The following is a 23,958-nucleotide window of genomic DNA, read 5'->3' as shown; positions in this document are numbered from 1 at the left end:
CCTGTTTTTGATGTTGAAGGAGTTTTTTTGTGAATCTGTTATTGTATAAATTTATTTTTTTTCTCTTATCTCATCATACTTACTTGAATATCAAAAAAAATATAAACATCATGAAGTTAAAAAGGATTTCATCAGTTGCTAATCATATTTCATCTATTATAAATTATTTTTTCTTTAGTTCGTGCTGTTCCGAAGAACTTTCCCAAGTAGTATTAGAATTAAGTTTATATTTATTTATATTAATATGACAACATCCTATAATACTTTGTGTTGTAATTGTTTTGTTTACTAAATCAATATTTTCTGCTAAAATTCCATGCTGTAAAGGGAAAGATGCTAAAGCAGAAAAATTTCCGTTTTTATCTTGAAGATAATATTCATACAACTTTTCGACGCCTCCCTGATCCCAAACAATTGCAAAATCTTCTAAGCCGTCAAAATTAAAATCTTTTACAAAAAAGTTGGTACACGGCAAATCTTGATAAGATGTCCATGAATTTGGTTCATAATGAATCTCCTGTGATTTGCCGTTCTTTTTATTTGTTACAATAATCCACGCTGAAGTTGGATATTTTTGTTCCTTCTCATTTTTATATTCTTCGGCTTCTAAAATAAATTTATACTTATTTGACAGGTTTTTAAACTCACATGATTTAGTACTTGGCTGACAGGTTTTATTCTTAATGCTTGTTAATTTTTTTTCTATTATAAAAAGGTTGGATTCATATGTATTTAATTGGAATGATATAATTCCTTTATTCTTATCAACCCATCTTATCATGTAATAAAAAGATTCTTTTTTATCTCCATACAAAAATATTTTATCTCCTTTTTCTTTTTTATGATCAATACTAAAAGTGGTATCTTCCATAGGAGTATGATCGTAAATTTTATCTTTATTTATTTCGAAAAATTGATCTCCATTAGTACAATAGTAATATTCATTGTTTTCTTTATTAATGAGATACCATTTACTATTATATAAATCACTGGCAATATTTTCAGAATAACCTTCATTCATTTGTTTTTCTTCTTTAGACTGACAGGAGATTATTATAGAAGTAAATAATGTTATGTATGATAATTTATTTATTATATTTTTCATTCTTTAATTATTTTTTCTTATTTGAGTAACTGTATAAAAATGGCCATTATAAACTGTCTTTCCCTTTAAAGAGTAATTTGTTGGATCGAAATACAAACGATTATCATCACTCGCCCCTTTATCTTTATTACTCGTACCAACATCGTAAAAAATATAATAACATTTAATACCATCACATTTTCTTCCAACAATAACTACAAAATGATCAGTAGAATGATCAGCGTTATTATTAATTTTGTAACCTAATCCATGATCCACTCCCACTTGTACTGGATGTCCTTTTTCCAACTCAGCATCTAGATATAAAACAGCTTCTTTTGAAATTTGAGTATTAATATCTAACTGTGTATGAGTATTATTTTCTATTGCTATTTGGTATAAGTGAGATAATGAAGTAGCTCTAAGTCCACTATTAATCAATATATCATCACAAGTCTTTTTACAAGCTACCATTTGTTTATCACGTCCTCCCCACTTAGAGTCAAATTGTGTTTGCCATTTTATTTTATCTCTCAAATCAATTTCTGATTTGCCACAGGATAATTCTATTTGATTATTCTTTTGGGAAGTTTCTTCACAGCAATCATGTCCGAACTCTTTTAAAAAATCTTTTTTTAAATGTAAAGGGCTTTTACCAGATAATTCTTCTTGATAAAATCTAGTATATAACTCCAATGCTTTTTCCATTGTTTCAATAGGTTGTCCATATCTTCCAGGAGGTAAACTCGCCCATTCATAACTTCCATATTTTTCAGTAGCACCTTGTATATCTCCTTTCATTATCAAATCTAACATACCTGCTCGTTTATGTTTAAAAAGTACCAGGCAAAATTTATCTTGATTTTCGGGAGAAAAGTCTTTTATTTTATATATAGTTCTTTTCTTTATCATTTCATTATCATTCCAAGTATATCCCATTACTTGGTACGCACCTGTTGCCGAACTATATACCTTTTCTCCATTTTTTTTTGTGTACCAAAGAATTTTAATATCAGGGTGAGTAATCATACCTTTGTTATAAGGTGGGTCAGTGAAATGACTACCTCCAAATAATTTAGTGTAACCACCTTCAAAATCATTGGTAATATAGACAACTTCCATCTTTTTCTTTTCCTTATTATATTTTTGAGATTTAATTATTTCTCCCGTACCTTCACCAACTCTAAGCATCCTCATATAAGCTCTTACCCTAGCTTCGCATTCGCACACTTTTTTGCCAGTTGATTTCCCTTGCACAGGCTGCTTCTGTACCACCACCGCACTCTTCACCTTCTTCACCTGCATCAGGCCTTCCGAATTTACCCCAAATTTCTGAGATTCTGCAGAAAGATCTTTGGAGATAATTTCTATAAAATAGTTTTGTGTATAGAAATTCGAATTGCCGATAGGAAAGCCTATTCCTTTTTCAGAACTCACTTTTGTAATGATAAATCCTGAGGTATCGTATACATCGGCAGGAATTTTAATCATTGCACTTCTATAAACTTCATGAGTGGATGTGGAATCATATTTCCAGATGACATACTGAATGTGTTTTTCCACCATATTCTTGGAGTGAATTCTGACCCTAACTTTATCTCCTACCGCTACTTTGGAAAGCTCTTTTCCTGTATCATCAATGAAAACAGCTTCTATAATATTACCTTTAGGATCCGGCTGTTTAGGACCACCTTCTGGTCCGACAGGGAATTTTGGTGTGTGTTTCTCAGGCTGCGGCTTAGGTTTGGGGTGATTTTGAGGTTGGCTCTTATAATCAGGGTTGGCTACCTCTACATTCACCTGGCTGGCTCCCAGAATTTTCCCGGAGTAGGTAGCCGTAATATAATATTCATGATTGGCGCCTTCATTTCTGTCACCTTTCATCAGAAACTGATCGGCCATCTGACGAAGGATTTTTTCATCAGACATTAAATGAATAGATACTTCCGCAATTCCTTTTTCATTGACGTGAGCCTTGTAGCTGTGGGTGTGACGGTTGCTTTTGTTAATACTGGCATCGTGCCCTTTTCCAGGAGCGTCATCTTCCCAAAGATGAAACTCAATCTCTTTATTAAACATCGCAATACAATGAGCTTGTGCGATAAGAGTATCACTGTAGCTGGCTTTATTGACGTCTTTTGCTCCTCTGTTGAAGAGGACTACTTTATCAATCTTTGGAACCTTGTTGCTGATAGGAACAATTATAAGGCTGTCAGCCAGTTCTTTGGTAACGGGAAGGCCGGGTAAAATCCCTTTTTTAATTTCATACACCTTCATTTGAAATTCTACTCCCAGCGCTATTTCTCCAAAGTTGTATGTCACTTTTTCACCGGTTTTTGGTTTTCCGGTGATGTCTTTCCAGCTTCCGTTTTTCTGTTTCTTATAAAGATACCATTCAAAGTCTCTATTCAGTACAAATGAAAGTACTGAAGGCTTTATTTCGTAGGAACATGTTGTTCCAACCCGAGGATTCTGATCCCCGGCAATATTCCCTGTCATGGCTGATAGAATTTAACGAACTCCCAGTCGGAAGCTATTTAGACAGGTACTACTTTTCAGATTAAATGGTTGGAGACGATAGAGGGAGATATCCTCATACAGGGTTACATTCTTTTTCATTTTGTCTTTGTGTTTGTTCAAAAACAAAAGTAAAAAAAATCATGACATAGTGATATAAAAAACTTGAATTTAAAGTTAATTTTTCTCAACTGAATATACCGGAGCCGCTTTTAACCACTGATACTTAAGGTTTCTGTCTTTGGCTATAAAACGATACCCTTCAAGCTTCTTCAGATACACATACATAGAATCTGTATTTTTGATCTTTAATTTGTATTGAGATAAAAACAGCATTGGCATATCTACCGTAGAATCTCTTACTGTTTTCAATACTTTTCCGGATTTTACTTTATAGAGATAGAATGATTTTCCGCGGCCTTTTGAACTGTCTGCCAGTTTTACCTCTGAACTTGCAAGTACGAGTTCACTGCCATCAAAACATTCATCTCTGTTCATGATGTATGCTTTTCCTTCCTGGCGTTCCTGTGCGAAAAGATCATTTTCGTAAGTGCCTGGACTTTGGTATTTTTTTTCACAACTTATCAAAAGAAGTATTGATAACATTGGTAAACCAATGATAAGTTTCTTATTCATATTCAATTTCATAGGTGTTGGTTGAAAAAAAACCGATGTAATATTGCATCGGTTTTTGTTATCTAAAGTACGTTTATGTTACTCCTGAGTATATTCTGCATCCCATTCGTTACCATCATCTCCTTTGTGCCCGTCCAATTTAATAACGAAACTTTTTGTAGGGAAATAAGGGGTCATACGGATATCCAGCCATACTCTGTCTTTGTTTACTCTATCCTGCTCGAAACGAACAATTTTGAATTTCTCAATCAGCTTGTCCGGTCCTTTGATGTTATCCAGGAATGTTACAATCTGTCTTCTCAAATCATCCTCATTCTTAGCATTCCAGTTTTCGAAAGCTCTTCTATTAAGGAAATCAAGTAATACTTTAGTTACATAGTCAAATACACGAACTACGGAATACGTCTGAAGACCGATATTGTCTCCTGTAAATAAGGTCTTCGCTGAGAAAGCCATAATTTTTCCGTATTCGTTAACCATTGGTACAAGACCCATTTTTTCCAACTGAGAAATTTCACTTTTCTTAAGCTCGAATTTTACAGCGTCTACTTCGTTGATATTACCATGTTTTTTACCTGCTGCTACCTGAGACATCAGTGTTTTATGGATTTTTCCTGCTAATGAAGTGGAAGGCGGAAGTTCTACGTTTTCTTCTTCCCCTACTTCTTCAGCTTTACCACGTCCTACCAGCCAGTTACACGTCATGATAACGTTACTTCTGTGAAGCTCACCTCCTGTAAGATTGGCAGAGTGGAATAAATCTACCACGTCATCCGGCTTATCAAGGTTAGCGAAGTCTGTAACCATCATTACTTTGTTTTCGTTACAGATTTTTGCCCACTTCTCGATGACCTTGTTTGATCCTAAATATCCAGGTATGGCAAGGATTGAGTAGTTGTCTCTAAGGTCAAGACGGTCATAATAATTTTTGAATTCTTCTGAAATAGCGTCAATGAACAGAGGATTATCCAGATCGGAAACCTGCTCAAGGCTTGCATTCACGATACTTACGTTATCCACTTTATCCAATTCCGTATTTTTGTAGAATTGGGCTACTGTTCTGTAGTTGGTTTCCAACATACGAACGGCATCCAGTGTATTTTTTAAGTTTTTCTTTAAATTCTCGTCGGCCTGTTGTGCTTTACTTTTGCACGTATCAGCCATTTTATCAGCAGATTCGCTACCTTCTAAAAGGTTTACCCAAAGGTTGATCTTCTGAAGAAGTTCTTTTCTTTCTTCTGCTTTATTGCTATCGTTCAGGAAGATTTCTTTTCTTGCCTTTCTTGTGGGGTTCATATTGGCAATACCGTCTACAACGGATTCAACAAAGCCAAATCCTCCCATTTTATTGAGCTCTGCAAGCGGGTTACCCTTCGGCTGCCCTGCGTGTTGCTGCTGACCCTGCTGCTGGCTTTCTTGTGCCTGTAATTTGCTATCCATGATTTAATGTAAGTCTTTAATTATTTTTCAAGTTCTTGTGCCACTTCTTTCAATACCTCTATGAACGCCGCTCTTGTCTGATCGTTCTCCAGCATATTGCGCAGAATTTTGTTTGTTTTCAGCTGACGTACTATTTTATTGTACTGCTCCTGTTCCATGCTCAATTGCTGCAGATAATCTGACTTCTGAGTAAGGCTTTTAGGGGTAAAGTCTCCAAGGTTTTGAAAACGGAATTCTTCTTCTACCACTCCACCATCTTCTGTTTCGTGCTGTACCGATACTGAAGGCTGGAAATGTCTGAAAACGTCTTCCACTGTTTTTAATCCTGTTACGATTTCAGGGGTATAAGACTCTTCTGTTGTAAGCTGGCTTACTATCAGTGATTTATTTTCCTGTATTTCCTGAATAGCTTCATTAGCGTCTACTTTTACCTCGTTTCCGCCAACACCATAATTAAACATTGCCATATTATTGTTATTTTGAGATTTACTATTTTGGTTTGGATCTGTCCTCGAGTAATTTACCGATGAATCAAATAAATTACCAATCCAATGTTTAAATTTAAAAAAAAACTGTAACATACAAAATTTTACTAAGATTTTTCTTGGATCATCTAAATTCTTCTGCATTTATTCAACATAAAATCACCGTATTACGATATCACTAAGCTATGAAAAAATAAATAAAGTCTTCCAAGAAAAATAAAATAAAATTTTTGTCCGCTTTACTCTTTTAAAAACATGTCTGATAAATGTTAAAATAAGAATTGCTAAGATTTTACAAAAAATTATTCTTTATATTTAAACAAAGTGAACAGTGTCATGAAAGATGTAAAAATAGCATTCAGAAAACCGATATTTCCTGTTTCAGAAGCATTACAACAATATTTGGAAAAATATAACAGAACGACCAAGATTAAGTTTCTGTATGAAGATCTTTTAAGGTTCAGCGACAGTGTAAGAATTCTGGATAAAGATGGCAAAGATACTTTGTGGCTTGGGGTACTGTATTCTGAATATGAGTTTAAAGAAATAGAGGCCAATTTAAATAAAATCTATACCCTCCTTCATTCTGATGGAGATATTGCTACTTTACCTTATCTGAAAGTTGATACGATCGACTTTTGTACGTTCGGAAATTCTAAACCTTTTCGTATTCGGGTGAGAAATATACTTAACGATAATTACACCTATTTTTATATTAAACAGGCAGATGCTTCCCGAATATTCGGGCTGGAACTTGAAGATCTGCTTTCCCCCAACCGAATAAACTTTCTGGTTTACAAAAACACTTTGATCGAGGAACATATTTTAGGAATTCCCGGAGACGTTTTTATTCAGAAACATTTATCCAACTGCTCCGAACTTGAAAAAGCACAGATTTCCAAAGAATTTGTGAAATTCAATGAGCGTTGCCTTATTGGACTCCTTGGTGATATGCGTTCTTATAATTATGTAGTGATTCCGATACACGATTTTGATCAGGTTATTTACAGAATCCGTCCTATCGATTTTGATCAGCAAACGTATGAGGGAAATCTGAAAGTTTATCTTCCACAGTATTTCAAAGAAAATAATCAAATGGTGAATATGGTATTGGAAAAGCTGAAGCCAAGTTCCATAGAACAATACCGCAAAGAAGTACGTTCACAAATTGTAAAAAGAGTAACGAGCAGTCAAAACAGATTTGATGAACTTATTTCTATTATGAAAAAAGATAATCTTGCACCGGAAGCCAATGTCATAGAACTAAGAACAGCTTTACAAAAACTCACCTATGATGTTAATTTCAAATATTGTAAAACCATGGGAGATATTATAGAAACCGGAATAAAGTTTGTGCTCCGAAACTATAAGAAAGAATATTAAAAAAGAGAATCCGCTTCGTATTGAATCGGATTCTTTCTTTTCTAACAATTTATGGTAAAATTACCAGATTTTTATTCTGTCCTGAGGAGCTTTATACATTTTGTCTCCCGGTTTGATATCAAATGCTTTAATGAATGAGTCCTGATTAACCAACGGACCAAATGCTCTGAACATTCCCGGAGAGTGGGGATCGGTTTTCACCTGGTTGATCATATACTGATCGGTAGCTTTCGTTCTCCAAACCGTTGCCCAGCTCATGAAGAATCTCTGATCCTGAGTGAATCCGCTGATCTTTCCAGGGTTTCCTTTGTCTTTTAAATACATCTGAAGGGCATCGTAAGCCACTGCTACTCCACCTAAATCACCGATGTTTTCACCACTAGTAAATTTACCGTTTACGAAGCTTCCTTTTACAGGTTCGTAAGCACTGTACTGAGCAGCTAACTGACCTACTTTTGCATCAAAGTTTTTACGGTCTGCATCCGTCCACCAGTTATTCAGGTTACCGTCTCCATCGAAACGTGAACCGCTGTCGTCAAATCCGTGAGAAATTTCGTGACCAATAACGGCTCCGATTCCCCCGAAGTTCACTGCTGCATCTGCTTTAGGATTGTAGAAAGGCGGCTGAAGAATGGCTGCCGGGAATACAATTTCGTTGTTTGATCCGCTGTAGTAAGCATTTACAGTTTGTGGAGACATTCCCCATTCTGTCTTGTCAACAGGTTTTCCTACTTTATCTAAGCTTCTCTGATATTGCCATGCTGCTACATTCTGAAGATTAGAATATAATGTAGCCCCTTCTTTTGGTGATTCTACTTTCAACTGAGTATAATCTTTCCATTTGTCAGGATAAGCGATTTTCACTGTAAACTTGGATAGTTTTTCCTGAGCTTTTACTTTGGTTTCAGGAGACATCCAGTCTATGTTTGCGATGTGTGTTTTAAATGATTTTAAAAGGTAATCAATATACGTTTCCATCTGCTTTTTAGCTTCTGGAGTGAAGTATTTGTCTACATACAATTTTCCGAAAGCTTCACCCAGAACACCATTGACAAGGGTAAGCCCTCTTTTGTTCATCGGACGCTGTTCTTTTTGTCCCTGTAAATATTTAGCATAGAAATCGAATCTGATCTGCTCCAAATTGTCATCCAGATTACTTGCGTTTCCATTGATAATATGATATTTCAGATAGTCTTTCAGTAAAGGAAGGTTTTTCTGGGTAATGAACTGATCCATATTCTGGTAATATTTCAGTTCTCCGATGATCACCCGGTCTGTGTTTACTCCTGCATCTTTCAGATATTTTGCCAGGTCAACGTTTTTCACAAGCCCAGATAATTCTGATACTTTTTTAGGGTTATATCTTAAATTGGCATCTCTGTTCTGCTCAAGAGTCAATAAATAATTAGCAAGCTGTTTTTCAAAGTCTACCACATTCTGTGCCGCCTGAGTAGTATTTTTATATCCTAAAACTCCGAATAACTTTCCAACATAGGTTTGATATTCCGCCAGTGTTTTAGTATTGGCATCATTTACTTTCTGGTAATAGTCTCTTCCCAAACCAAGATCCGGACCGCCAAGATACACCGCATTCATATTGGAATTCTTCATATCAGCACCTACTCTCCATCCATAGAAAGAATTATCGCCTAATCTTGTAGCTTCTAAAAGATATTTCTGAAGATCACCAAGACTTTTAATAGCATCTACTTTGGCAAGATCAGCTTTGATAGGAGCCAGACCTTCTGCATTTCTCTTATTGGTATCCATAAAAGAGGCATACAGATTCTGGATTTTCTGTCCTTCTGACCCGGAAGGATATGATTCTGTAAGAATTTTGTTTAATATATCTAATGAAGCATCATCTACATTTTCTCTCAATGCATTGAAAGATCCCCAGTTTGCTTTATCTGAAGGAATCTGAGTCGTTTTCACCCAGTTTCCATTCACATAGCTAAAAAAATCATCTTGTGGACGGACACTGGTATCCATATACGATAAATTGATTCCCTCTTCTTTTGCTTCTTCTTTTACCGGTTCAACTACTTTTGCTGTAGCTTCTGTTTTATTGTCTGTCCCTACAGTCTTTGCTGCACCACATGAGTTAAGAAATACAATACCTGAAAGGGCAAGTATTCCAATATTTAGCTTTTTCATTAAAGATAATTTTTGATTTTACACAAACTTATCAAATATACAAACTTTAATGATATGTAATGAATGATAATTGATAATTCGGGATTTAAAGTTTAATGTTATTAGACCACCCCGTCAAAAATTCTTTGAATTTTTGCCACCCCTCCGAAAGAGGGGAATGATGGAAACCGTTAATATAAAATTGTCACTTAGATTCCTAATCATGATTCCTATTACTTATTATTTATTACCTATAATCTGCAACCCATCACCTGCTACCTAAAAAAACAAAACCGCTCATTGCTGAGCGGCTGTTATTGTTACCAGATTTTGATTCTGTCTTCCGGAGCTTTGTATAGTTTATCTCCTTTTTTAACGTCGAATGCTTTGTAGAAAGCGTCAACGTTGATAAGCGGACCAAAACTTCTGAAGTATCCTGGAGAGTGTGGATCGGTTTTCACCTGATTCACCATATATTTCTCACTTGATAACGTTCTCCAAACGGTTGCCCAGCTTAGGAAGAATCTCTGATCCTGAGTGAATCCGCTGATTTTTCCTGGGTTTCCTTTATCTTTTAAGTACATTTGAAGAGCATCATAAGCGATATTTACACCACCTAAATCAGCAATATTTTCACCATTTGTGAAAGTACCGTTTACAAAAGTTCCTTTTACAGGCTCGTATTTGTCATATTGAGAAGCAAGAGCTTTTGTTGCTTTTTCGAAGTTTGCTTTATCTTCCGGAGTCCACCAGTCTACTAAGTTACCATCTGCATCGAACTGTGCACCTGAATCATCAAATCCGTGGCTCATTTCATGACCAATAACCGCTCCGATACCTCCGAAGTTTACAGCTGCATCTGCTTTAGGGTTAAAGAATGGCGGCTGAAGGATTGCTGCAGGGAATACAATCTCGTTGTTTACCGGGTTGTAATATGCATTTACAGTTTGAGGAGTCATTCCCCATTCTGTTTTATCTACTGGCTTACCAATTTTAGCCAAATCTTTGTTATACTGCCATTCACCGATGTTCTGAAGGTTCTGATATAGATTTCCTCCTTTAGCTTCAGAAACGATATTTAATTTTGAATAGTCTTTCCATTTGTCCGGATAAGCTACTTTTACAGTAAACTTATTCAGCTTTTGCATTGCTTTTTCCTTAGTTGTTGAAGACATCCAAGATAAGTTATTGATGTGAACAGCGAAACTTTTCTTTAAATAGTCGATCAACTCCACCATTTGAGCTTTTGCTTCAGCAGGGAAATATTTCTCAACATATAATTTTCCGAAAGCTTCCGTTGATCAACTCAAATCCTCTTTTGTTAAGAGCTCTTTGCTCCTGTTGTCCTCTAAGGTATTTACCATAGAAAGCAAACTTCATATTTCCTAAGTTTTCGCTTAAGTAGGAAGCGCTTCCGTGGATCATGTGGAATTTCAGATAATCTTTGATTACAGGAAGATTCTGAGCATTTACCAATTTATCGAAGTTCTTATAGAATCCTAATTCACTGATAATTACTTTGTCAGAATTTACCCCAACTTTTTTAAGATAACCTGGAAGGTCAACATTTTTTACCAAAGCAGAAAGTTCAGCCATCGTCTTAGGATTGTACTGAAGCGTGTTATCACGGCTCTGCTCATTGGTCAGGTAAGTTTGTGCGATGCTCTTTTCATAATTAACGATACCTTTTGCTGCTTCATCAGCATTTTTGTATCCTAATTCTTTTAGCATGGAAGCTACATATTTCTGATATTCAGCGATAGCTTCAGTATTTTTTTCGTTTACCTTCTGATAGTAATCTCTTCCTAAACCTAGAGAAGCATTACCTAAGTAAACTGCATTCATTTTAGAATCTTTAAGGTCTGCATCAACTCCCCATCCGTAGAAAACATTTTCACCTTCTTTCGTTACAGAAGTAAGGTAGTTCTGAAGATCAGTCATGTTTTTAATAGCGTCAATCTTGTTCAGGTTTTCCTGAATTGGTTTAATTCCATCGGCATTTCTTTTCTGCATGTTCATATAAGTAGCATACAGATCCTGAATTTTTTTTCCTTCACTTCCGTCAGCAAATTTATCTTTCAGAAGAGAGTTCAGGATGGTCATGGAATTGTTATCCGTATCCTCAGCCAGTTTGTTGAAGCTTCCCCAAGTTGGTTTGTCAGATGGAATTTTGGCAGTTTTCATCCAGGTTCCACTTACATAGTTGTAAAAATCATCCTGCGGACGTACTGAAGTGTCCATCAAGCTAAGGTCTAAACCTTTATCTGTGTTATTCACTGCTACTTTAGCAGCTTTAGCTTGTGCGCTCATTGTAGTCTGAGTGCAGATCCCTGCTATTAAAAACAAAGAAAGCGTTATTTTTTTCATTATGATAACAATTTTTAGAATATGTATGATTTATTTCAGATTTTTTACTTGAATATGAAAACAAATTTAAATAAATAACATGAAAGTATCCTAAGTGGGAAGTTGGTGACAGAAAGCTCGAAGTTATGAAAGTCATGAAAACAACCTCCAGCCTCATTCTTCAGCCACCAACCTCATTAAGAAGTTGCTATCTCTTTTACATTCCCGGTTCTTTTCAGGAATCCCCAGGACTGCATTTCGCCTTTCAATGCTTTTCTTAAACTTTTAAATAATACAATATACATCAGCCATCTATACCCAAATCTCTGTGGAATAATATACAGGAGATTGATCAGTTTTTCCCGCTGCATGATGAATGCTACTAATGCTAATGAAGCATCTACCAAAAGGAAAATCAGATAATAGGTGAATATTTTGTCTCCGTTTCCGGACAGGATTCCAAAGAACATAATTACATCTGCCAATGGCGAGAAAAATGGGATGATGTATTGGAATAATAAAATATTCGGCATTGCCCAAAGTCCCAATCCTTTATATTTGGGGTTAAGGAAAGTCTGTCTCTGTTTCCAGAACATCTGCATAATTCCATAAGTCCAGCGGAAACGTTGTTTTAAAAACTGTTTTGTGGTTTCGGGAGCTTCCGTTACTGCTATTGCTCTGTTTTCGTTCGCTACAGTATATCCGGCTTTTAATATTTTCACCGTAATATCACAATCTTCTGCCAGAGTATCTGATGAATAGCCTCCTGCTTCAATGATCACGGATCTTTTAAATGCTCCGATAGCTCCGGGAATAACTGTAATGGCATTGATATGTGCATACGCCAGCCTGTCAAAATTCTGACTTGTTGTATATTCTATAGCCTGCCATCTGGTAAGCCAGTTCACCCTGTTTCCTACTTTCACATTTCCTGCTACAGCGGCTATTTTTTCTTCCGTACTTGAATTTAAAAATCTTGCAATAAGATATTTCACAGCATCCTGCTGCAGTTTCGTATCAGCATCAATACATACTACATATTCGGCATTGGTCTGTGATATTCCGAAATTCAAGGCAGTGGCTTTTCCACCGTTTCCTTTGCTAAAGATTTTCAGTTTCGGGTGATCCGGAAATGCTTCCAATGCTTTTTCATAAGTAGAATCTTTACTTCCGTCATCTACCATAATAATATTAAAATTGGGGTAAGTCTGTTTCAACAAATTCTGCAGGGAAGACACAATATTCACTTCTTCATTATAAGCAGGAACTATGATGGAAACCTTCGGATAAGATTTCAGAACCGGAAACTCACCCAGTTTTTTTTCTTTGCTTCTTTCTTTAAAAGCCCAGTATGCCATCAGCAGTAATCTGATCATTCCTAATACAATGAAAATGGTAAACAATGCAACCAGGAAATGGCTTATTCCGTAGATAACAGTAGCCAATACAAGGTTCAGCTGCATGATGTAATATGATCTCGTTTTAGGAACTTCAGGCATCAACTCGTTTCTGCTTTTGTGCAGAATATTCGTTAGATTGGTAAAATGATAGCCCTGTTTCTGAAGTGTCGGGATCAGAATTTTTAAAGCTTTTACCGTTTCTTCTCTGGTATCTCCGCCTGCATCATGAAGAAGAATGATATTTCCTCTCTGCTGCTTGATTCCAGCCATTACACGTTTTACAATTTCATCTGCTTTTATCCCCGGCTGCCAGTCTTCAGGGTCTATATTTTCCCCAATATCAAGATAGTTTTGCTGTCTGGCCAATGCTACCGGAATAATCTCTTCTGAAGTGGTAGGCTCAGAGTCTGCGTTATAAGGAGCTCTGAACAGAATGGTACTGTGACCAGTAATACATTCGATCAGCAATCTTGTCAGTTTCATTTCCAGCAAAGCTCTTTCCGGGCTTACTTTTGCTACATTTTCGTGGGTAAAGGTGTGATTTCCTATTTCATGTCCTTCTCTGTAAATTCTTTTAACAAGCGGAAGATTTTTTTCTGCATTTAATCCTACCAGAAAGAAGGCTGCCGGAACGTGGTATTTGGAAAGAATATCCAATACCTGCGGCGTATACGTTTCATCCGGACCGTCATCAAAAGTGAGGACAAGCTCTTTCTGAGGAGCGCTTCCGTATTTTTTTACTTCATATGAACTTGGGTAAGTGACATAATTTTCGTCTGTGATAATTTTCTCTTTCGGATCAATCTCCAGTGCAATTTTTCCGTCATGAGGGGTATTCAGAACATCCAGAACTTCTCCGTCTCCGATATAATCCACCATGGTCTGCCCTTTTACATTTTCAAGTGATTTCAAATTCACTTTTGAAAGTCCGGCGAAAGTAAGATCTTTATCATAGAAATTCCAGACTCTGCTGTCTTCACTTCCCAATCTCCAGAGCGCTGTTCCGGCCAGAGGATATTCTGAAGAGAAACGCATTGTGTTGAAAATAGAAGCGGCGTCATTAAAAAATACGGTATGGGTCAAATTTTTAGAATCGGTATAAGAATAATTTAAATTAAAAGTATTATCATTAAAATCAATAATTGCTTTACTGGCACTGGCTTTGGTAATTGCCTGCATATAAGTAACAGAAGTATTATCATCCTTATTGGAACTCCAGTCGTAACCGTATGCTCCCAACCCTAAAATAATCTTTTGAGGAGAGGTTTGTTTTACAATTTTTCCAGTCTGCTCTTCAATCCATTTTTGAGAAGAAACCGGACCTGCATCACTTCCTGCTGAATATTCATCATAAGCCATCAGCACAAAATAATCTACATAAGGATTCAGCCTTGGAATATTGTAATCATCATTATCCGTCATGATATCCATCGTAACCAGTAACTGATTTTTTTTGAAAGTCTCTGAAAGTTCTTTCATAAAGGCGATCAGATTCTCATCAGAATTCAGATTCATATCTTCAAAGTCAATATTAATTCCTTTGAAGTGGTATTTTTTACATTGCTGAGTGATTTTTTGGATTAGATGAGTTCTTTTCTGAGGATCATTAAGAACTTTTACCAGCCCTTCTGAACGGAATTCTCTGTCGAAGTTATTACTAAGCATCGGCATGGCAGCCACACCTGTTCTTTTGATCACTTTATATCCTTCCGGATCTACATTGGTTTTCAGATCTCCTGTTTTGGGATCAAGGAAAAACCATTCAGGGAAAACAAGATTGACGTGTCTGATATTTCTTTTCAGTGACATCAGCGATTGAGGATCCCACGCTACATAAAATGCAGAACGTATTCCTCCCGGAAACTGAGCCCAGTTTCGGTTCTGATTCTTGTATCTTTCTGCTCTCGCCTTCTCAATTTTGTCGAGGCTGGTATGAATTGTTTTTTCAGAAATAAAGCTTCTGAAACCTTTATATTCTTTTGAAATTTTATTCTCCTGAAGATAAGGTTTATTAGCTGTAATTACCGCTTTATAATCTTCTTTAAAAGGTATTTTAGGACTTCTGTCCAGAGTCATCATCAGACCTAAAGCAAGCAAAAGCAGTATTCCGATGAAAATAAAAATACGGCTTCCCCATTGGACACTTTTCCAGCGTTTTTTGCTGCTGGTCTGAAAAATCTGTTTGGAATTTTCCACGATTTTTGAAATTTATTGTAGGGCTTTCAAAAAGCGTGAAAAACTGTATAAAAATTAATTAAAAAAAAATTAAAAAGATATATTCGTATTTAACTGTTTACGAGAAGACTTACCAGATCCTGAATCACCTTTTGGGAAACAAAATCCATAAAGTCTACTCTTTCAAGATGTGGCATATATAATTTGGAGGTTACTTCCTGATCATTGATCCTGATTGTATAGTAAATCGTTCCTACATCTTTACCGTCTTCTCCTTTTCCTGGCCCGGCAACGCCTGTTGTAGAAAGGGAAATATGAGTTTCAAACAATTCCTGACAGCCTTTGGCCATTTCCTGTGCCACCTGTTCACTCACTACAGTGAACTCATCAACGGTTTCTCTGGAGACATTTAGAATTTTAATCTTTTTCTCTGTGGCATAAGCTACCATTCCACCCAGAAAATATTTTGAGCTTCCGGAAACTGAAGTAATCATTTTGGCCAGTTCACCTCCAGTGCAGCTTTCTGCAGTAGAAATCGTCAAATTTCTTTCAGTGAGCATTTCTGCCAGAATATTTTCTATTTTATCTTCAGTTACGGCAATTACATGACCTTGTACCAAAGGAAGTAATTTTTGAATTTCTTCTTCTGTTCTTTGTTTCAATTGTTCTTCATTCTCACCGGAAGCTGTCAGACGGAGTTTTACACGTGTTCCTACCGGAAGATAAGACAGTGCAATATTTTCAGGAAGCGCCAGTTCCCATTCTTCAATTTTGTCTGCAAGGATACTCTCAGGAATTCCTACTACAGAAACAATTCTGGTATGGATATAATGAAGGCTGAATCTTTGCTGTAAATAAGGAATAATCTGATCCTTAATCAGTGGTTTTACTTCATAAGGAACTCCAGGAAGACTGTAGCACAATTTCCCGTCCTGTTCCATCATCATACATGGTGCCGTTCCGTAATGATTCTGAAAAACGATGGATTTTGTAGGTACAAAAGCCTGTTCTTTGTTTCTCTCCAGAATATCTGCGCGTCCTCTTCTTTCCATATAGCCTTTCAAATGATCGAAGGTTACCTCATCCAATGCAATTTCATCATTGAAATATTCAGCAAGTGCCTTTTTGGTTTTATCATCTCTGGTTGGCCCAAGTCCTCCGGTTGTAATGACTAAGTCTCCGGTTTCAAAGGCAGTACTTAAAGCATTTTTAATGGTTTCAATTTCGTCTGAGATTGTAAGAATCTGAATAACTTTTATTCCAATATTTTTAAGTTCAGTTGCAATAAAATTAGAATTGGTATCTACCGTATTTCCGGAAAGAATTTCATCCCCGATAGTAATCAGAACAGCTTTTTCCATATGTTTTTTTGTTGAAAAAAATTCTATGCAAATGACGGAAAATTCTATGGCAGCGGCAATATAAATTGATTTTTTCTATTTTTGCCAGAATTATCAAAAACTATAATACAAATTATGTCTAAATATGATGATGCGTCATGGCATTATGGTGGTGATTTTCCGGAAGGACTTCCTCAGAAAAACGGGGCAACACATACAGGAATGTTTCTGAACTGGTGTATTCATAACAATCTGATCTCCGATGAACTGAAAGAAGATGCTGCAGAAGAAATAGAAAAGCTAAAACGAAGAGAAATGACTGGAGCAGAATTTGTTATGGATTCCTGCGATGGAAAATTTTCCGAATATGATCTGAATGAACTGGGAAATCTTTTTGCCAAAGACTATTATGCAGACGATACTGATTTCGGTAACCGATACAGTTCATTTGCTGATGATTATGTGAATATTTTTGATGCCAAAGCAGAGGAAAGCGACTACGAATACGAGACATTCTACCACATCGAAGACACCTACGAAAATTATGATCTGATGAAACAGGTTATTGACCACCGTTTTGAAGAATGGAAGGAATATATAAACAGCTAAAAGCTTAGAATAAAGAAAACAGAGAGCAAATTAGTTTAGGAACCTCATCTGTTTTCTTCGTTTTTTTATTGGTTATGCTTTACCCAGGTCAGTTCATCGGTATTATAGCCTATTTTTTTTGCTTTCTGAATGAAACGCTGGCGGATGCTTTCAGGAATATTGGTAGTACGGGAAAGAATCCATAAATATTTTAAACTGCTTCCTGCTACAAGAGCATATTGATAGTCTTCATCAATATCTATAACGTTATAACCCGCCCATATTGGTTTAAAAAATGAAACTTTAAGGCGTGCTTCTGTCGGGTCTTTTACAAATTTTGCCTCTCCAATAGATTCATTCCATACTTTTTTAACGTAATCATACCCTTTATTTCTGACCTGAACTGTTCCATCCGGATTCTCTGTATACTCTGCAGTAACATTGTCCATATTTTTCTCGAACCTGTAATCAAAACGGGCAATCTCATACCATCTGCCCAGATATTTTTTAAGATCAAAATTCTTTACAGCAAATGCACCTCTGGGAATCCTTACAGAATAGGAATTGAAAACGATAAGCCCCAATGCTCCTAACGAAACGGGAAGTATAATTTTATGAATAGTTTTCATGACAGAAAGATTTTGTATGGTTGTTATAAAAACGTCAAAAATAATGCCTTAAGTCTGTTAAGGTACAATAAATTCTATGAAAATACTTTCAGGAAATTATCTTTAAAGCTTCCTGAAACCTCAATTTCTGTATCATCAGACAGCATCACTGTTCCGCTTTTATGGTAGGATTTCACAAAACCTGTATTGATAATATGGGAACGGTGAACCCTCACAAACGGATTTTCCAGAAGATCATCAAAGTGTTTCAGAAAGCGGCATACCATCTTCTTTGAACCATCCGTAAGATATACCTGAGTGAAATTTCCATCCGCCTGAAGTCTTACAATATCTTCGGTTTTTACGACGTCAAATCCTTGTAAAGTTGGCAAAATCAATTGCTGTTTTTCAGGTTTTAATTTCAGGTTTTCAAGAAGGATTTTATTCCGGTTGAGTTCATCTTTTTTCTCAAGACTTTCTGTTACTTTATTGACTGCAAGAATCAGTTCCTGAATATCAATAGGTTTTAGAATATAATAACTTGCTGATTTATTTAAAGCCTGTAATGAATATTGTGAAAATGCAGTAATGAAAATAGTTTCATAGGAGAATTCTTTGGTAGCTTCCAGTACATCAAAGGCATTTCCAAAAGGCATTTCCACATCCAGGAAGACCAGCTGAGGCTGCTTTTCAGCGATTAATGGCACGGCTTCTTTAATATTTTCAGCTTCACCCAGAATTTCCACTTGCGGACAGTATTTGGTCAGATAGTTTCGTAAAACTTCTCTTGCTATGAGTTCATCATCTATAATTACAGCTTTTATTTTCATCAGATCAGATTTTAGGTAGTAGATCATTAGATTGCAGGTGCAAATTAGGAATATTTAACCAACCTTACAATTTGCTGACACAAGTTCTCTAGCCATACTTTTGGTAACTTTTATTGCAGGAAAGGTGCAAAAGATTTATTTTAGAGATTAAAATTAATAAACCAGACAAAATCATATGAAATCAAAACTTCTTATTCTTTGCTGCATGAGTGTATTCAGTTTTTCTTTTTCACAGATGAAAATTTCAGAAAGAGAGGATATCAGTAAGATCAATAAAAACTGGAGACTTACAAAAACCAATTCCGGAACGTATGGAATTTCAGATGTAAGCGGAAAAATCATCACTCAACCTGTGTATTCCAGGATTAATAAATTCGGTGAATACTCTGAGGATCTGGCATTGGTAAAAAACATAACGGGGACCTATGGATTTATTAACCGTTCAGGTACTGAAATCATTCCTGCCCATTATGAACTGGACTATATCAAAAAGAATTTTTCTGTTTTAAAGAAAAAATATATCAAATAGAAACCACAGATCGATTTGAATTCAATTACTTCAAATTGACCTGGATAGTTACCAAAACACCATTACTATTTTCCTTATCCTTTACAGAGCAGGTGATCTCTTTTTTGTAGAGATCATTCAGAAGTTGAATTCTTTCCAGCGTATTTTTCATCCCTCTTCCCTCTCGGGTCTTTTGGTGCTGGGTTTTCTGCTTTTTACTTTCTTCAATACCTATTCCGTTGTCTTCAATAAGAATGTTCAGATGAGACTCACTTTTTTTAAAGCTTAATTTTAAAAATCCTTTGTCAGTTCTGTAGCGGAGTCCGTGCCAGACAGCATTTTCCAGAAACGGCTGTATCAGCATTCCCGGAACTTGCAGATTTTGCATATTCAGGCTTTCATCTACTTCAATTTCATAATCAAATTTATCTGCGAAACGCGTTTTTTCCAGAGCAAGATAATTCTGAAGAAGATCTAGCTCCTGCTGAAAAGGAATAAAATCTTCAGTGGAATTTTCCATTACACCGCGCATCAGCTTCGAAAATTTGGTAAGATACTGATTCGCTTCCAGTTCATTATTGGTGGCTATAAAGTGATTGACACTATTTAAACTGTTGAAAATAAAATGAGGATTCATCTCACGACGTAACGACTGAAGGGCAATTTTCTTATTTTTCGTCTGAACCTTTTTCAGGGTGCTGAAAATAAACATGATTAGTCCTGTCAGCAAAACCAATGCACCGATCAGACTGTAATTAAAGACATTTTTCTTTCGTATAAGTTCGTCTTTAAGCTCTTTTTCTTTTTCCAGCTGTGAGATTCGTTGCTCTGTATCTTCGAGAATTTTATTATCAACAAGGCTTCTGTCTTTGGAAACAAGATTCGGAAGTTTTCCCAAAAAATCTCTGTACAGCTGAACTGAGGCATCCACATTTCCTGAAATCGCATAAAGGCTATCCAGTTTCTTTACACTTCTTTGTGCTTCCAGCGTATGACCTTTGTCTAAAGCAATTCCGTAGGCATTTTTCAAAAGGTCTACGGCTTCTTTAGGATCATTCTTTTTAATATAGATATCGGCCAGCTCCTGAATCTGATTCACTTTTTCCTGTGAGTTCTCTTTCACAAAATCCTCCTTCAGAACTTTCTTTTTAGCTTCAATAGCTTTCTCAAAGTTTTTGTTTTCCACATAAAGATCTGCCAGTTTCTGATTGATGGCAAGCGCTTGCTGAGGAGCTTCTTTTTTAGAAATTTTATAGGCTGTATTCAGATTTTCTTCGGCACTGGAAACGTCTTTCTGTCTCAGATTAACATCTGCAAGCTGGCTGTAACTTTCTGCAAGATCGCCCTGTTCATTTTCTTTTTTGGTCAGATTGATATTATTCTGAATGGCTTCTGCTTTGAGCTCCGGTGTGGGAGAAGAAAGTCTTGCTACATCATTAGCATTGACCGCTTTACTTTTTTCACTATAGCTTACCTGTGCAGCCATGCTGTAATTGCTGATGGCTGGTGTTATTTTATTCTGCTTTTCCTGTGACTGGGCTAATCTTCGGGTAGCTTTCTCAATATTGGGCTTATCGTTGAGTTTTTCATACAGCTTTTTGGCTTTTGTATAATATTCTTCACTTTTCGCAAAGTTTCCGCCATTGAAGAATGTTTCTCCGATATTATAATAAGAATCTGCCTGGGCAGGTTCATTTTTCTTGTCCATTGCTTTTTTCAGCTTCTTCGTTTCTACCTGTACTTCTTCCACAGCAGCACTGCTGTTAGTAGTGGTTTGGGAATAGATTATATTTCCCAAAAGCACAAGTAAAACGATAGTAAAGAGTTTAAGCATTTTCATAAAACAAAGATATACATATATATAGTCTGCTCAAAAACTATTCACCAAGTGAAGTTTCCCTTTCACCAAGTTGAGTGTTTGATACTCTGGGGTAAGATGATTTTTTTGAAATAAAGAGAAGGTCACCACTTAAGCATTTAAACAAAATTAAGTCTCTTGATTCTATTAATGGTTTAAAAGATTTTTTTTCAAAACAATACTTTTTTCAAGACTCACCAAGTGAAAACTCTATTTCACCAAGTCTCCCGGAATCTGGTTTCTGATCAGCGTAATTTTACATCAGAATTAAAAATTTAAAAACAGGAAATTATGAAATTGAAACATTTTTTATTAATCGGAATTTTAACCCTTGGAAGCTTTGTAGATGCTCAGGAAGTAAAGAAAAACGCCATTGAAGTAACAGGCGTTGCCGAAATGGAAGTGGAACCGGATGAAATTATCTTTAGCATCGGGATAAAAGCTGATAATAAAAACGATCTGGCAGATAATGAAAAGAAGTTATTTGATATTTTAAAAAATGCAGGAGTAAAGAACGAGGATATCAAATTCAAAGCGATGTACCAGAATATCTATTCTAAGACAGCTAAGTTCTCTAAGAACTATCAGTTTAAAGCCGGTACAAAATCAAACCTCAGCAAAATCTTTGAAGACCTGAATCAAAAGTGGGTAAGCAGCCTGAATATTGCAGAGGTAAAGAATACTAAAATTGCGGATTTCAAAAAAACAGTGAAGATCAATGCTTTGAAAGCCGCTAAAGAAAAAGCAGACTACCTACTGGAAAGCATGGGTAAAAAAACAGGAAACGCTCTTGAAATTGTAGAGATAGAAGACTACACCAGTGATGTAATCATGCCTGCAGCTTATAAAGGAAGATCTTACGGTGTGCAGGTGGAAATGGCTGACGCTCCTGTAGATTATTCTTTTGATAATATTGAAAATATCAAGCTGAAATACAGTATCAAAACAAAATATGAAATCCTTTAAAATAACAGATGTGAGAAAGCTGCCTTTTGGGCGGCTTTTTTGTTTTTGTACTATTGGGTTATCGGGTAATGGCTGAAGAAAAATACCTGTCGGTCTTTTAAAGTTTTTCGAATGGTAAAGGCCTCGACTCCACTCAGCCTGACAGTATTGAAATGATACATTAGATTATTACTATCACACTAAACATACAATTAGAGCCTTCCTTATTTTGTCATCCACCAAGTGAAACTTTCCGTTCACCAAGTTTCGTGATTTCAAGCCTCAAATAGGGATAATTTTATTTCAGGAATTTAAAATAATAAGGATTTAAAGATTTCCGATTACAACAAATAACCAATAAAAAACAACAATATGACAACTTTAAAAATCTTAGCACTTGCAGCAGGTACAGCTTTCTTAAGCTCCGGAAACATTCAGGAAAACCTTGCTGCAAAAAGTAATACTGACGATCATTTACCGGTACAAAAAGCAACATTAATTCCGCTAACCTCAACGGTAAAAGACAATAAAATTCAGGTTGCTCTTCTCCTTGATACTTCCAATAGTATGGACGGACTGATTGATCAGGCAAAATCCAGACTGTGGAATATTGTGAATACGCTGACCACTCTTAAATACAACGGAAAAGCTCCCGAGATCGAAATTGCACTGTATGAATACGGTAACGACGGAATTCGTGATGAAAATTACATCCGCCAGGTAACTCCCCTCACTCAGGATCTGGATCTTGTTTCTGAAAAGCTGTTCGCATTAAGAACCAATGGCGGCAGTGAATATTGTGGTGCTGTGATCCGTGATGCTGCTGCCAACCTGAACTGGGACAGCAATGAGAAAAGTATTAAACTGATTTATATCGCAGGTAATGAAGCATTTGATCAGGGAAAAACAAATTATAAGGAAGTTGTTTTAAAAGCGAAAGGTAAAAATATTTACACCAACACCATTTTCTGCGGAAGCCGCGAAGAGGGAATCCAAACGTTCTGGCAAAACGGGGCATCTCTGGGAGGTGGAAAATACTTCAATATCGACAGCGACAGAAAAGTGATGTACATTGAAACACCTTACGACAAAAGAATTTCCGAATGCAATGCCAGGTTAAATGATACTTATATCTACTACGGAAATCATGGTTCAGAGTACAGGCTTAAGCAGATCACACAGGATAAAAACGCAGAAATGCAGTCAGCTTCCAATCTGGTAGAAAGAACAGTTGCCAAATCTAAAAAGAATGCTTACAAAAATGATCACTGGGATCTGGTAGATAAAGCTGAAAAAGATGCCGGATTTATCGCCAATGTTAAAGAAAGTGAACTTCCTGCCGAGTTGAAAGGAAAAAGCAAGGAAGAAATTCAAAAAACGATTGCTGCCAAATCTGCGGCACGCGATACAATTCAAAAGGAAATAGAAGAACTTTCCAAAAAACGCCAGGGTTATATTGATTCCGAAATGAAAAAAAGAGGAACAGAAGATTCTGATGATTTGGGAAAAGCCATTGAGAGTTCTATTGTTGAACTTGCTAAAAAGAACGGGTATAGTTTGTAGTTGAACAGGCAGTCTTTTTGTGACTGCCTGCTTTTTTAAACCACCCGTCAAAAATTCTTTGAATTTTTGACACCCCTCCACAGGAGGGGAATTGGGCACAACAATTGGAGTATTGT

At 36.2% G+C, this 23,958-nt stretch carries 16 protein-coding genes and 1 pseudogene; 5 read left to right on the top strand and 12 right to left on the bottom strand.

The genetic code is table 11. The annotated features are described in order from the left end of the window. Positions 1-163: 163 nt before the first annotated feature. The 5 genes from RHP76_RS21725 to RHP76_RS21705 all read right to left on the bottom strand — a co-directional run bounded on the left by RHP76_RS21725 (position 164) and on the right by RHP76_RS21705 (position 6,144). Positions 164-1,105: an XAC2610-related protein gene (locus RHP76_RS21725; protein ID WP_311229047.1), complete on the bottom strand. Its 942-nt coding sequence runs from the start codon at positions 1,103-1,105 to the stop codon at positions 164-166. A 3-nt stretch (positions 1,106-1,108) separates the two neighbouring features. Continuing rightward, positions 1,109-3,583 carry a glycoside hydrolase family 24 protein gene (locus RHP76_RS21720; RefSeq protein ID WP_311229046.1) on the bottom strand — a complete coding sequence of 825 codons (2,475 nt, stop codon included), beginning with the start codon at positions 3,581-3,583 and terminating at the stop codon, positions 1,109-1,111. Between the two features lie 195 nt (positions 3,584-3,778). Then, positions 3,779-4,237 carry a hypothetical protein gene (locus RHP76_RS21715; protein ID WP_228432261.1) on the bottom strand — a complete coding sequence of 153 codons (459 nt, stop codon included), beginning with the start codon at positions 4,235-4,237 and terminating at the stop codon, positions 3,779-3,781. A 78-nt stretch (positions 4,238-4,315) separates the two neighbouring features. Continuing rightward, positions 4,316-5,677: a DUF5458 family protein gene (locus RHP76_RS21710; protein ID WP_062676366.1), complete on the bottom strand. Its 1,362-nt coding sequence runs from the start codon at positions 5,675-5,677 to the stop codon at positions 4,316-4,318. Positions 5,678-5,697: 20 nt separating this feature from the next. Next, complete coding sequence (locus RHP76_RS21705) at positions 5,698-6,144, bottom strand: type VI secretion system contractile sheath small subunit (protein WP_041461881.1); 447 nt, start codon at positions 6,142-6,144, stop codon at positions 5,698-5,700. A gap of 354 nt (positions 6,145-6,498) precedes the next feature. Between RHP76_RS21705 and RHP76_RS21700 the strand changes: the two genes are divergently transcribed. Beyond that, positions 6,499-7,545 carry a hypothetical protein gene (locus tag RHP76_RS21700; protein ID WP_120233008.1) on the top strand — a complete coding sequence of 349 codons (1,047 nt, stop codon included), beginning with the start codon at positions 6,499-6,501 and terminating at the stop codon, positions 7,543-7,545. A 60-nt stretch (positions 7,546-7,605) separates the two neighbouring features. Here the strand turns inward: RHP76_RS21700 and RHP76_RS21695 are convergent, their stop codons facing one another. From RHP76_RS21695 to RHP76_RS21680, 4 genes and pseudogenes are all read right to left on the bottom strand, one after another. Further along, positions 7,606-9,702: a M13 family metallopeptidase gene (locus RHP76_RS21695; protein WP_123278149.1), complete on the bottom strand. Its 2,097-nt coding sequence runs from the start codon at positions 9,700-9,702 to the stop codon at positions 7,606-7,608. A gap of 299 nt (positions 9,703-10,001) precedes the next feature. Then, positions 10,002-12,048, bottom strand: a pseudogene (locus RHP76_RS21690) (M13 family metallopeptidase). A 176-nt stretch (positions 12,049-12,224) separates the two neighbouring features. Beyond that, positions 12,225-15,623 (bottom strand): trifunctional glycoside hydrolase family 18/polysaccharide deacetylase/glycosyltransferase family 2 protein, encoded by a 3,399-nt coding sequence (locus RHP76_RS21685; RefSeq protein ID WP_311229045.1) that lies wholly within the window; start codon positions 15,621-15,623, stop codon positions 12,225-12,227. A gap of 89 nt (positions 15,624-15,712) precedes the next feature. Continuing rightward, on the bottom strand, positions 15,713-16,963 hold the full coding sequence (locus RHP76_RS21680) for a CinA family nicotinamide mononucleotide deamidase-related protein (protein WP_311229044.1): 1,251 nt from the start codon (positions 16,961-16,963) through the stop codon (positions 15,713-15,715). Positions 16,964-17,077: 114 nt separating this feature from the next. On the opposite strand from RHP76_RS21680, the gene RHP76_RS21675 reads away from it, so the two are divergent. Beyond that, positions 17,078-17,551 carry a DUF7832 domain-containing protein gene (locus tag RHP76_RS21675; RefSeq protein WP_120233005.1) on the top strand — a complete coding sequence of 158 codons (474 nt, stop codon included), beginning with the start codon at positions 17,078-17,080 and terminating at the stop codon, positions 17,549-17,551. Between the two features lie 65 nt (positions 17,552-17,616). Here the strand turns inward: RHP76_RS21675 and RHP76_RS21670 are convergent, their stop codons facing one another. Together RHP76_RS21670 and RHP76_RS21665 are read right to left on the bottom strand one after the other, a co-directional pair. Beyond that, positions 17,617-18,159, bottom strand: coding sequence for a lipocalin family protein (locus tag RHP76_RS21670; protein ID WP_062676373.1), 543 nt, complete (start codon positions 18,157-18,159; stop codon positions 17,617-17,619). Positions 18,160-18,233: 74 nt separating this feature from the next. After that, positions 18,234-18,968: a LytR/AlgR family response regulator transcription factor gene (locus RHP76_RS21665; protein WP_065119735.1), complete on the bottom strand. Its 735-nt coding sequence runs from the start codon at positions 18,966-18,968 to the stop codon at positions 18,234-18,236. A gap of 175 nt (positions 18,969-19,143) precedes the next feature. On the opposite strand from RHP76_RS21665, the gene RHP76_RS21660 reads away from it, so the two are divergent. Continuing rightward, entirely contained in the window at positions 19,144-19,497 is a 354-nt protein-coding gene (locus tag RHP76_RS21660) for a WG repeat-containing protein (protein WP_120233174.1), read from the top strand. A 25-nt stretch (positions 19,498-19,522) separates the two neighbouring features. Here the strand turns inward: RHP76_RS21660 and RHP76_RS21655 are convergent, their stop codons facing one another. Beyond that, the gene (locus RHP76_RS21655; RefSeq protein ID WP_123278154.1) at positions 19,523-21,316 is read right to left on the bottom strand and encodes a tetratricopeptide repeat-containing sensor histidine kinase; all 1,794 of its coding nucleotides are present in this window, start codon (positions 21,314-21,316) and stop codon (positions 19,523-19,525) included. A gap of 309 nt (positions 21,317-21,625) precedes the next feature. Between RHP76_RS21655 and RHP76_RS21650 the strand changes: the two genes are divergently transcribed. Together RHP76_RS21650 and RHP76_RS21645 are read left to right on the top strand one after the other, a co-directional pair. Next, positions 21,626-22,300 (top strand): SIMPL domain-containing protein, encoded by a 675-nt coding sequence (locus RHP76_RS21650; RefSeq protein ID WP_311229043.1) that lies wholly within the window; start codon positions 21,626-21,628, stop codon positions 22,298-22,300. Positions 22,301-22,651: 351 nt separating this feature from the next. After that, positions 22,652-23,842 carry a VWA domain-containing protein gene (locus RHP76_RS21645; protein ID WP_311229042.1) on the top strand — a complete coding sequence of 397 codons (1,191 nt, stop codon included), beginning with the start codon at positions 22,652-22,654 and terminating at the stop codon, positions 23,840-23,842. Positions 23,843-23,958 lie beyond the last annotated feature (116 nt).

The sequence above is a fragment of the Chryseobacterium sp. SG20098 genome (assembly GCF_031844745.1).
GTDB lineage: Bacteria > Bacteroidota > Bacteroidia > Flavobacteriales > Weeksellaceae > Chryseobacterium > Chryseobacterium cucumeris.
This window is presented reverse-complemented; position numbering and strand designations above follow the sequence as displayed.

Bases quoted from the DNA above. Each gene is read 5' to 3' on its own strand.
- RHP76_RS21725 (WP_311229047.1), bottom strand. From the start codon at position 1,105: ATGAAAAATATAATAAATAAATTATCATACATAACATTATTTACTTCT.
- RHP76_RS21720 (WP_311229046.1), bottom strand. From the start codon at position 3,583: ATGACAGGGAATATTGCCGGGGATCAGAATCCTCGGGTTGGAACAACA.
- RHP76_RS21715 (WP_228432261.1), bottom strand. From the start codon at position 4,237: ATGAATAAGAAACTTATCATTGGTTTACCAATGTTATCAATACTTCTT.
- RHP76_RS21710 (WP_062676366.1), bottom strand. From the start codon at position 5,677: ATGGATAGCAAATTACAGGCACAAGAAAGCCAGCAGCAGGGTCAGCAG.
- RHP76_RS21705 (WP_041461881.1), bottom strand. From the start codon at position 6,144: ATGGCAATGTTTAATTATGGTGTTGGCGGAAACGAGGTAAAAGTAGAC.
- RHP76_RS21700 (WP_120233008.1), top strand. From the start codon at position 6,499: ATGAAAGATGTAAAAATAGCATTCAGAAAACCGATATTTCCTGTTTCA.
- RHP76_RS21695 (WP_123278149.1), bottom strand. From the start codon at position 9,702: ATGAAAAAGCTAAATATTGGAATACTTGCCCTTTCAGGTATTGTATTT.
- RHP76_RS21680 (WP_311229044.1), bottom strand. From the start codon at position 16,963: ATGGAAAAAGCTGTTCTGATTACTATCGGGGATGAAATTCTTTCCGGA.
- RHP76_RS21675 (WP_120233005.1), top strand. From the start codon at position 17,078: ATGTCTAAATATGATGATGCGTCATGGCATTATGGTGGTGATTTTCCG.
- RHP76_RS21670 (WP_062676373.1), bottom strand. From the start codon at position 18,159: ATGAAAACTATTCATAAAATTATACTTCCCGTTTCGTTAGGAGCATTG.
- RHP76_RS21665 (WP_065119735.1), bottom strand. From the start codon at position 18,968: ATGAAAATAAAAGCTGTAATTATAGATGATGAACTCATAGCAAGAGAA.
- RHP76_RS21660 (WP_120233174.1), top strand. From the start codon at position 19,144: ATGAAATCAAAACTTCTTATTCTTTGCTGCATGAGTGTATTCAGTTTT.
- RHP76_RS21655 (WP_123278154.1), bottom strand. From the start codon at position 21,316: ATGAAAATGCTTAAACTCTTTACTATCGTTTTACTTGTGCTTTTGGGA.
- RHP76_RS21650 (WP_311229043.1), top strand. From the start codon at position 21,626: ATGAAATTGAAACATTTTTTATTAATCGGAATTTTAACCCTTGGAAGC.
- RHP76_RS21645 (WP_311229042.1), top strand. From the start codon at position 22,652: ATGACAACTTTAAAAATCTTAGCACTTGCAGCAGGTACAGCTTTCTTA.